Consider the following 11,652-nt stretch of genomic DNA (forward strand, 5'->3'; position numbering starts at 1 on the left):
TATTTATCTTAAACGTTATGAATTATTTATTGATAATGGTCTTTCTCCTCCTATTCATAAGTTCTATAATTAATATATTATGCCTATTTTTATGATAGGTAGTTTTGTTGTTCTCTTATTTTTTATTCTATTAATTTTTCTTTTCTTTATCAATATTTTTTTACTATTTTCTTTTATTTTTTTATCTTGGATATTTTTTTAATTTCCTATAGAATTAAAAAAGAGAATTTCCATAAATTTTAGAAATTCTCTCTTCTTTTCTGTCCTATTTCGGAACAGCCCCTTTATTATTAGGTTTCCTATCATAATTTCTATTTTTTTCATACTCAAATAAATCATAATTGAATAAAATAATGTAGTAGCCCTAATTATTTACCTAATTCAATTATTTCATCAAAATAATGTTTACTTTCATCATATAAATGGTGAGATACAATTATTACTGTTAAATCTTTTTGAGATAAAATATTTTTTTCAATTTCTATTGCACATTTTTTATCAATGTTAGCATTAATTTCATCTAAAATTAATATTTCTTTTTCTCCCATTAATTCCCTTGCTATTGACATTCTTTGTTTTTGACCACCAGATAAATTGTCTTCATAAACACTATCTAATTTATCTAAAACAAATTCATCAACATTAGATAATTTTATAGATTTTTGAAATATATTATCATCTATATTACGACCTATCAATAAATTATCTCTTAATGTTTCAGATAAAATATATGGTTTTTGTGTTACTATTCCTACTATATTTTGTAAACATTTAAAATCTATATTTCTATAATTTATACCATCTACTAAAATTTCTCCATCATAATTTAATATTTCCCCTGTTAATATTTTCAATAAAGTTGATTTCCCCGTACCTGAAGCTCCTGTTATTACAATTTTCATACCTTTTTTAATTTCTATATTAGGATACTTTATTATATTATCATTAAATGCAACTTTTACATCGTTAATAATTAACTTATCATTAAATTTTGATATTTTAGTTTTTTGTTCTTTTAAATATGTAAAAGGATATTTTTCTAATAATTTAAAGCTTGCTATAAATGTAACTATATTGTATGCAGCACCTCTTGTATAATTAAATAAAGTACTAGTCAAATTTGCTACTGAAAATATTACCCCTGTAGTTATTTCTCCTTTAATTATTAAATATCCTGTTACTATAAATATAATAACTTGAGCTATAATACTTGCAAGCATTGAAGATGAATTTGCAATAGTAGAATATTTAACTAATCTCACTTTAGGTTCTATCATTTTTTCAAAACTTGATAAAATCCTATTTTTAAAATATTCTGTTTGATTATTATGATAAAAAACTTCAAATCCATTGATATAATCATCTGTTTTCTTAAGAACTCTATTTGAATGTTCTGATACATCTTTTGTTGCATTTTCAACCTTTTTTTGAAACATTCTGGGACTATAATATACAAATACTGTCATTATTATAGAAACTAATAGTATTAACCAGTGGAAATATATTATTGCAAAAGCATTTAAAATAACTGTAATTATACTTTCTATAGCTCCATAAAACTGAATAAATCCATTATCTCTTAATAAATTCATGTCATTTACTAACCATGAAATATATTCAGATTTTGTATTTTTTTTAAATTCTGCATAATCATATTTTGTTAATGGTTCTAATATATCTTGTCTTATAGAATTTAGTTCTTTTTGTATTAAATTTTCTTTTATAATATCCTTAATTGCTTGAGCATAACTAACACCTAACCAACATAGTATATCTACTATAGAAAATATTAAAAATGTTTTTATATTTTTTGATATTATTGCATCTAATACATATGTTAATATTACAGATGAGGCAACTGTCATTGATGCCCATACCATTATCCAAAATAATAGCAAAATATTTTGTAATTTAAATTTCAAAACATATGTAATAAATTTCTTTTTATACATGATTTTATACCTCTTTCCCAAAAATATATTATTTCATTAAATATTATTTTCATCATCAAAAACAAAATATTTTTTAAAGTTAATTTTTAGATTTCTTTTTTAATTTCATTTATATCACTTTTTTGATATACATTTCCTAAAACAGATTTTATTAAAAAATGTTAAATAACATTATCTATCTTAATAAGATATACCTTGATTTTCTTATTTGTCAACAATTATCAAAAAATTATTTTAAGATAAATAAAAATTCATGTTTCAATCTTAGATTTTTCACAGGATAATAGGAGTAATAAAAATTAACCAGAGATAACTATTTATAAATATCTCTGGTTTCTATTATTAATTCTTTACTCAAACCTAAGTCCTGTATTTGATAATGCCTTTATAAAGTCATTATGTAACTTACCTATAACTTCTATCTTTTCTGATGTTATAGGGTGTATAAAACTTAGTGAATAAGCATGTAACATTTGCCTATTATACTCATCTTTTCTTCCATATACATCATCTCCTAATATTGGAAAGAAAAAATGTGAAAGATGTACTCTAATTTGATGTGTTCTTCCTGTTTCAAGATTTATTCTAAGTAAAGAAAAATTTTCATTACTATCTATGACTTCAAAATTAGTAACTGCATGTTTGCCTGTTCCAACTACTGCCATTTTCTTTCTATCATTAGGATTTCTTCCTATCATAGTTTCTATTTTACAACTTTTTTTATTTACTTTACCTTTTACTATAGCATAGTATATTTTCTTTATTTCCTTATTCTTAAACATTTCAGATAATTTAAAATGAGTCTTGTCATCTTTTGCTATTATAATTAACCCTGATGTATTTTTATCAAGTCTATGAACTATGCCAGGTCTTAAATCTCCATTAATACCTGATAAATCCTTAATTTTATACATAATAGCATTAACTAATGTATTTTCTTCATGTCCCTTAGATGGATGAACTACCATACCAGCATATTTATTTATTATAGCTAAATACTTATCTTCATAAACTATATCTATATCTATATTCTGAGGGACAATATCAACATCTTTTAATTCAGGTATATTAATAAAAATATCATCTCCAATACTTACCTTGTATGAAGCCTTAGTTTTTTTTCCATTAACTAAAATATTTTCAGATTTAATAAGTTCTTGTATCCTACTTCTAGTCTCATCTAATTTTTTAGATAAATATGTATCTATTCTTTCTAAATTTTCTCCATTATCCTCAACTAACATCATCTACTCCTTGAAATTTTTTCATATTTTCATCAACATTTTTATCATGATGAATTAATATTAATTTTGCTAGTTCCTTATTATATCTTTCAACCCTTTTACTACCAATTTCTGTATGTTTTCTAAGTCTAGTTTTTATACCTATCTTATGTAATACTCTTAACAAAAAAGAAGCTCTATCTTTTCCGTTATCATGTAAAAGTGCAAGTTTTAAATATATTTCTGGTAAATTAATATCCTTAACTCCTTTAAAAACATTAATGCTATGTAATTTATCATATTTACCTTGTAAAAGAAAAATTCTTTTTTCATCTTCACTTAATATTTCTAATATTTTTTCCATTTCTTCAACATCTATTTTCTGAAAAAAATATTCATAAACTTTTCTTATCATAGATACTTTTCTATTATTTCATCTACTGTACTTACACAAAGTTTTTCATCTATGCCTTTTTCTCCCTTAACCTTACCAAAGCCCCAGTTACAGTAAATAAAATCAACATCAGAATTTTTAGCTGTTTCTTTATCAACCAACATATCTCCTACAAAAAGTATATCTTCATTTTTTAAACCTAATTCATCTCTAAGTCTTAAAACATTTATATTAGATGGTTTTCTTTCATGTATTTTTTCTGGATTTACTCCTATTATTTTATAGAAATTATATGATTTAAGTTCATCTATTTTACAAGATTTTATAGCTAAATCCTCATCCTTATTAGTAACCACTGCAAATTTGATACCACTTACAGTTAAATGATTAAGCAATTTATCTATACCATCATATGGTTTTAAATTATAGTCATATTCCTTATCATATATTTCAAGTAAAACTTCCATGATTTCATCAACACTTTTATTATAGCCCTCTTTTTCTATTATCACCTCTACTAATTTTCTTAGTCCATTACCCACAAAATAGTTATATTTCACAGGTTCATATGTCTTTAATCCAAAATGTTTTAATGCCTTATTAGTTGCATTAGCTATAGCATATATTGAATTAAGTAATGTTCCATCTAAATCAAATATTACTAACTTTTTTTTCATTTTTTCACCTTTTATTATATATTTTTATTACTTAAGAACTGCCCAATTATCTCCATAACTTCCATTTACTTTTAATATTACATCATCAAAGATAATAGTATTTTGCATAATATCAGTTATTTCTTTGAAAAGATCTAAATCTTCTCTAACTTCAAATATTAATTCATCATGTACTTGAAGTAACATTTTAAAGTTATCATTACATAATTTATCATATATTTCTTTCATTACTTTTTTTATAATATTTGCAGCTGTTCCCTGAATTACAGTATTTACTGCCATTCTTTTTGCCTGTTCCTTTATATTTACATTAGATGAATTAATATCATAAACATATCTTCTTGTACCAAATTTAGTTTCAACATAACCATCTTTTTCAGCCTTTTCTATAATATCATCAAGTAATATTCTTACTTTAGGATATTCTTTAAAATATGTGTTTATGTATAATTTTGCATCTGAAACTGTAATTTTAAGTTCTTTAGATAATCCAAAAGGAGTTTTACCATAAAGTACAGAAAAGTTTATTACTTTAGCTATATTTCTCTGTGTCTTACTTACTTTTTCATCATCTTTTAACATAAATATTTTTCTTGCTGTTAATTCATGTAAATCTAAATTATGTTTATAAGCATTTATTAAATTTTCATCTTTAGATATTTCAGCTAGTACTCTTAATTCTATTTGTGAGTAATCAAAAGATACTAATTTCATACCTTTAGATGCAATAAATCCCTCTCTAATTTTTGTTCCCTCATCAGTTCTTGTAGGAATATTTTGTAAATTAGGGTTACTAGATGATAATCTTCCAGTAGCCGTACCTGTCTGATTATATGTAGTATGTATTTTACCATTTATTGCAAGTTTTAATAGAGGTTCTACATATGTTGATTTAAGTTTTACAAGTTCTCTATATTCAAGTATTAACTCAGCTATTTTAATACCTCTATCTTTTAATAATTCAAGTACTTCTGCATCAGTTGAGTAACCTCTTTTATTCTTTTTAACTACCTCTATACCCATTTTTTCAAATAAGACTTCTCCTAATTGTTTAGGCGATGAAATATTAAAGCTTTCTCCACTTTCAATATATATTTTATCTTCTATATCTTTTATCTTTTTTTCAAGTTCTAAACTATATTTTTCAAAATATTTTTCATTTATAGCTATTCCTTGTTTTTCCATATATATTAAAACATCAGTAAATTCTTTTTCCTCTAAGTACATATCCATTTGATTTTCTTTTTCAAGTAAATCCATGAATACTTCTTTTAATTTAAAAATAGAATATGTTATATTTATCAACCTATTTTTTCTATACTCTATTATTCTACTTGTCTCTAGTTTATTTAATACTTTTTTATCTATTTCTTCTATAGAAATTCCTAGTTTATCAAATGCCATAGTTTCTATTTTTTGTGATTTATCAGTACCTAATGTAAAACTTGCAAGTAAAATATCAAAATAGTTTTTAAAATTAACTCCTAAATTTTTCCATTCCTTACCTGAATATATACACACATTAAGATTATCATTAATATCTCTAATACTTATACCTTTTTCAAAAAGATTCCCTAGTTCTTCTGAAATATCAAAGCTATAGTGAATTTCATTTTTATCACAAAAAGCTATTCCCTCTTCTCCGATATAGAGTGCGATTTCATCATTAACACTATTAATTTTAGTTATAAAATCATGCAAGTTAGAGTGTTCTATTTCCTTAATTTTAAGTTCGCTCTTAGGCTTATCTTTAATTAATTTTTCATATTCTTTTCTTAACTCATACTTTAAATATACTTCTGAAAGTTTATCAAAATCTTTCTCTTTAATCTTAGCATCTTCTATATTTAAGTCTATTTCAAGCTCATCAAATACAGTTGCTAATTCTTTACTAATATATGCTAAATCTTTTGATTCTATTAATTTCTTTTGTAAAGCACCTTTGATATTATCTATATTTGCATAAATATTATCTATATTATCGTATTCTGCTATTAATTTAGATCCTGTTTTAGGTCCTATACCTGCAACTCCTGGTATACCATCACTACTATCACCTATTAGTCCAAATAAATCTCTAATTTGAGAAGATTTAACACCTAAATATTCAATTACATCTTCATCGTTTTTTAATATTTTATATGGTTCATTCTCTTCTTTTTTACCTAAAAGTGCAACAGAAGCATTAGGGTTTATAAGCTGGGCTAAATCTTTATCTCCTGTAAGAATTATTATTTCATAATCTTTAGAATATTTATTAGTAATTGATGCTATTACATCATCAGCTTCATAGCTTGGAATTTTTATTATAGGAATACCGTATCCCTCTAAAACGCTATCTATGGCATCTAATTGTGCAACTAATTCATCGGGCATGCCACTTCTATTTTCCTTATATTCTGCATATATTTCACGCCTTTTAAGTTCATTTCTTTTAACATCTTTAGCTGATATTACATATTCTGGAGCAAAATATGAAAGTGCAAGTTCTAATTGTCTTATAAACCCAAGTATAGCACCTACAGGTTCACCATTTGAATTTCTAAAATTCATAAGAGCAAAATATGCTCTATACATAATTGCACTAGTATCTAATATCAATATTTTTTTCATATTTTTTACTCCTATCTTAAATATCTAAATATTTGCTCATATATTTTATCATTATGTATTCCTTTATGGAATTTTTCCTTTTCCAACTCATCATTTTCTATATCTTTTTTTATAACCTCAGGATATTCTGAAAATACTTTTGTAACTTTAATACCATCTATAAGGAATAAAGCTGGTATTTTACCCTCTGGACTATACTTAAGTAATAATTCCTTATCTTCACTTCTTTTCCTATAATCCACATCAATATTAGGAATAAATTTTCTCATAGCCTCAAGAACAGCTATTACTATAGAACAATCTGGACATTTAGGGTGTGCAAAAACAAGTAATTTAATTTCCTTTTCTACATTTGATAATTCTTCTTGCTTTTCCTCTGATAAACTTACTTCTCCTAATAATCTTATTTGATTATCCATATATTCTATTTCATCTGTAAATCTCAAATATTCTTTAAATGTTGCCATTTTCTCTCCTTATTTAGAATTATTTAATTTAAGCATTTTAGCATATATACCGTTTAATTTAACTAAATCGTTATGATTTCCACTTTCTACAATCTCACCTTTATCTAATACAAATATTTTATCAACATTTCTAATAGTTGACAATCTATGTGCAATTATCAATGTAGTTCTATTTTTCTTAAGTATTTCTATACCATGTTGTATAATTTGTTCGGTTTTACTATCTACATTAGCTGTCGCTTCATCTAATATTAATATTTTAGGATTTTTAGCTAATGCTCTTGCAAAAGAAATTAATTGTTTTTCTCCAGTAGAAAAATTACTTCCATCTTGCATTACCAGACCATCTATACCTCTTTCATCAAGTAGATATTTTGCTCCTACCATTTCAATAGATTTTTCAGCAATTTCTTTATCACTTGATACATTATCACCTATAGTTCCCTCAAATAAGAAAGAATCTTGTAATACTATAGCAATATTTTCTCTTAATGTATATGTGTCTATATCTTTAATATCTAAACCTGATATCTCAATTTTACCTTTTTGATTTTTATAGAATTTAACTAATAAATTCATAATTGTAGATTTCCCACTACCTGTATGACCAACAAAGGCTACAGTATGATTTTCTTTAATTTCTAAATTAATATCTTTTAAAACATACTTATCATCATATGCAAAATATACATTTTCAAATTTAATATTACCATCTATTTTTTCAGGTTTAATTAAATTCTCTTCATCTTCTATATCTAATTTTAATAATTCAAAAATATTTTTAGCAGAACCTTTTGCTTTTGAATAAAGTGATAAATTAACCGTAAAATTACTTAATCCATTTACTATATTTGAAATATAGAAAATAAAGACCAGTGTATCTCCAGCCGTTATTAATCCTAAATTAAATGTTGCAGAATAAATATAGTAAAATATTATGGTTAGTTGTGTTAATTTTGTCAAAAAATCAAATATATTATGACTAATAATAGTTTCTAATAAAGTTAAAATACGATCACATTTATACCTTTTTTCAGCTGATTTTTCCCAATCTTTAAGTAACTCTTCTTGATTGTTAAATGCTGTAACTATTTCTAAATTTTGACACATTTCATTAGCTTTACCATTACAAATAGAATTATATTTTCTTAAATCACTTGAATAATTATATGTTAAATTCTTATTATATTTTTGTAATATTATTATAATAGGGATATATATTAATAAAAGTAAAGATAATCTCCAATTTATATACAGCATTACTGAATAAATTATAACCAATTGAAATAATACTACTAATATAGAAAGTAAAGTTTCAGTAAAAAAATTTCTAATAGCCTTTACATCAGATGTAATTTTAGAAAGCACTGAACCAGCTGGCATATCATCAAAATATTTAATAGGTAACCTTTGTACATGATTATATATTAAAATTTGTATATTAGTATATACAATATTGGCTGCCATTTGTAAAATTTTCTTTCTATATATTAAAGTTATTGCTTCAATTATTTTTAAAGTAACATATATTAATGCTATCATTCCTACAAAATAGAATATTTTGTTTACATCAAGTTTTTCTATTTTTTCATCAAAAGCAACTGCTATTAATTTTATAGCTACAACTTCTGAAATCATGCCTATTACTAATGCAATTAATCCTATAATATATTCTCTTTTAGCCTTTTTAGTAAATTTAAAAAATTCAAATAAATAGTTCTTATTTTTCATAAACCTCTACCTCCTCCTTATTTTGGTAGTCATATAGCTCTTTATACCATTTTGAAGAAAGTAATAATTCCTCATGAGTTCCTGTTTTTTCTATTTTACCCTCTGATAATATTATTATTTTATCAGCATTAATAACACTACTTATTCTATGTGAAACAATAATATTAGTTTTACCTTTTCTATTTTCATTTAACCTTTTAATAATATTTTTTTCTGTTTTAATATCTAATGCAGAAAGTGAATCATCAAATATTAATATTTCAGGGTTACTTATTATTGCCCTTGCTATAGATAATCTTTGTTTTTGTCCTCCAGATAGTGAAACTCCATTTTCTCCAACAAGAGTATCAACACCTTTTTTAAATCCTTTAATATCCTTATTTAAATCTGCTACTTCTAAAGCATATTCTAATCTTTCTTCAATTTTTCTGTCAAATAATATATTCTCTTTAATAGTTTTAGAAAAAATAAAATACTCTTGAGGAGAATAACCAAAATTTTCTCTTAAAGAAACCAAATTATATTCCTGAATTGGAACATTATCTATAAATATATTTTTACTATTTTCATAAAATCTTAATAATTGCTTTATTAATGTAGTTTTTCCACTTCCAGTTTTACCAACTATTCCTATAGTTTCACCTTTATTTATTACTAAATTAATATTTTTAAGTGTAGGTTTATCATCATATGAAAAAGAAAAATTTCTAAATTCTATTTTATCTGAAAATTTTAATTTTTTACCATTTTCATTAATTAAATTATCATCTTCTAAGTCAAGTATATCTTTTATTCTATCATATCCAAGTTTCATATCAAAACGGCTAATGAAATAACTTGCAAAAACAGTATATGGCCAAGGCATTAGGAACATTATAAGGGAAACTGATATTATTGTACCAAAAGTAATATTTCCATGAATATATTGATAATAGCCGTAAATTATTAAAGAAAAATATGAAAATCCTACAGCAAGTATATTAATTCCATGACTCCATATACTTCTAAGTGAATAATTTAAATGTGAAGTAGCATATTTTAAAATATTATTTTTAAATTCAGCTGATAATTTAGGCAACATATTATATGACCTAACTACTCTTACACCTTTAATACTTTCAAGTGTTTTATCAGAAATATCATCAAAATTTTTAGTCATTTCAACATAAAGATTGTCATATTTTTCTTTTTGCGAGATTATAATATACGTTGCTAATAAATATGGAACATTTATTAAAACCACAAATATTAAATCTATTTTAAATAATATGAATATAAAAATTATTAATACACCTAATACCCCTCTTGTAAAACAATACATCCCCCAGGAAAAATATCCAGCTACATATTCTTCCACATCTCCTGTAATTCTACTTAATATTTCTCCAACACTAAATTTTTTAAATATTTGAGGATTTTGTTTAAGTATTTTTTGTAATATAGTTTTTTGAATTTCATACACAGTTTCTGGATAGTTTATGAAAACATAGTATTCATAAACCCCTTGTATAATATAGTAGGCTATAGCCATTAAAATCATTAATAAAACTCTGTATTTTATTTCAGCTGTACTCATAGTTTTATTATTTACACCATCTACTATTTCCCCTAAATAATCTAATGGTAATATTGTAAATAACATTATTATAAAATTTAATATAGCGACAAAAAGTAATCGCCATTTTCTATCCCAAAGTAATTTATTTATCATATTTTATTCTCCCTTAATAAGTTGTACCTATACATACCAATTCCTGTTATTATTATAATTAAATATCCCATAATACTATATTTATCTGGAATTTCTCCTAAAAAAACTAATCCTAAAATTGAAGAAAATACTACTTGTGTATATTCAAATACTGAAATTTCTTTTGCTGGTGCTAAACTATATGCAAAAGTTATACCATATTGTCCCATGGCTCCAAAAATACCTATCCCAATTAAAAGTAATATAGTTCTTAAATCAAAAGTTGTCCTATTCATTATTACAAAAGGAAATAAAACTAGTATACTAAATAGTGAAAAATAGAAAATTATAAGTAAAGGTTTAATTTTTCCTCTTATAGTTAAAGCTCTAATACAAATATATGCAAATGATGCACAAAATGCACCTAATATTGCAAGTATATATCCAAATGAAAAACTAGAACTTATTGGTTTTACTATTAATATTACTCCAAAAAATGATACTAGTAATGCCAAAAATTGAATTTTTGTAAATTTTTCATTAAAGAAGAAAAATGAAAGTATTAGTACAATAAAAGAAGATAATTTTTGTATAGTAGTTGAATCTGCAAGTAATATGTATTTTAAAGTATAAAAATTAATCATAACCCCTAAAATACCAAAAACAGTTCTTGCAGTAAGTAATTTCCATTCACTTTTTTCTAATTTCAAACTAATTCCTTTTAATTTTATAAGCACATATGTAATTAATACTATTACTATATTTCTGTAAAATAGCTTACTTGCTACAGAAACATGTGGAAGCATTTTTACTATCAACTGCAATGTTGAAAAACCTATTGCTGATAGCAACACAAAAAATATACCTAAATAATATCTTTTCTTATTATCCATTTTATCTCCTCA

At 24.0% G+C, this 11,652-nt stretch carries 9 protein-coding genes; all 9 read right to left on the reverse strand.

Annotated elements, in window-relative coordinates:
- Window positions 1-368 precede the first annotated feature (368 nt).
- Window positions 369-1,952 carry an ATP-binding cassette domain-containing protein gene (locus tag BT993_RS04560; protein ID WP_072593441.1) on the reverse strand — a complete coding sequence of 528 codons (1,584 nt, stop codon included), beginning with the start codon at window positions 1,950-1,952 and terminating at the stop codon, window positions 369-371.
- 350 nt (window positions 1,953-2,302) lie between these two features.
- On the reverse strand, window positions 2,303-3,196 hold the full coding sequence (locus BT993_RS04565; protein ID WP_072593442.1) for an RluA family pseudouridine synthase: 894 nt from the start codon (window positions 3,194-3,196) through the stop codon (window positions 2,303-2,305).
- Window positions 3,186-3,590 (reverse strand): HD domain-containing protein, encoded by a 405-nt coding sequence (locus tag BT993_RS04570; protein WP_072593443.1) that lies wholly within the window; start codon window positions 3,588-3,590, stop codon window positions 3,186-3,188. Before BT993_RS04570 ends, BT993_RS04565 begins: the two co-directional genes overlap by 11 nt.
- On the reverse strand, window positions 3,587-4,246 hold the full coding sequence (locus BT993_RS04575) for an HAD family hydrolase (RefSeq protein WP_072593444.1): 660 nt from the start codon (window positions 4,244-4,246) through the stop codon (window positions 3,587-3,589). Before BT993_RS04575 ends, BT993_RS04570 begins: the two co-directional genes overlap by 4 nt.
- Before the next feature lie 27 nt (window positions 4,247-4,273).
- A complete protein-coding gene (polA, locus tag BT993_RS04580; protein ID WP_072593445.1) occupies window positions 4,274-6,859 on the reverse strand; it encodes a DNA polymerase I in 2,586 nt (861 codons plus the stop codon).
- An 11-nt stretch (window positions 6,860-6,870) separates the two neighbouring features.
- A complete protein-coding gene (locus tag BT993_RS04585; protein WP_072593446.1) occupies window positions 6,871-7,326 on the reverse strand; it encodes a thioredoxin family protein in 456 nt (151 codons plus the stop codon).
- A 9-nt stretch (window positions 7,327-7,335) separates the two neighbouring features.
- On the reverse strand, window positions 7,336-9,057 hold the full coding sequence (locus BT993_RS04590; protein ID WP_072593447.1) for an ABC transporter ATP-binding protein: 1,722 nt from the start codon (window positions 9,055-9,057) through the stop codon (window positions 7,336-7,338).
- Window positions 9,047-10,768: an ABC transporter ATP-binding protein gene (locus tag BT993_RS04595; RefSeq protein ID WP_072593448.1), complete on the reverse strand. Its 1,722-nt coding sequence runs from the start codon at window positions 10,766-10,768 to the stop codon at window positions 9,047-9,049. The genes BT993_RS04590 and BT993_RS04595 overlap by 11 nt, the downstream gene beginning before the upstream one ends.
- Complete coding sequence (locus BT993_RS04600; RefSeq protein WP_072593449.1) at window positions 10,765-11,640, reverse strand: DMT family transporter; 876 nt, start codon at window positions 11,638-11,640, stop codon at window positions 10,765-10,767. The genes BT993_RS04595 and BT993_RS04600 overlap by 4 nt, the downstream gene beginning before the upstream one ends.
- Window positions 11,641-11,652: the final 12 nt, after the last annotated feature.

Origin of the sequence: Streptobacillus ratti, from assembly GCF_001891165.1 — a bacterium.
In the GTDB taxonomy this organism is placed as follows: Bacteria; Fusobacteriota; Fusobacteriia; order Fusobacteriales; family Leptotrichiaceae; genus Streptobacillus; species Streptobacillus ratti.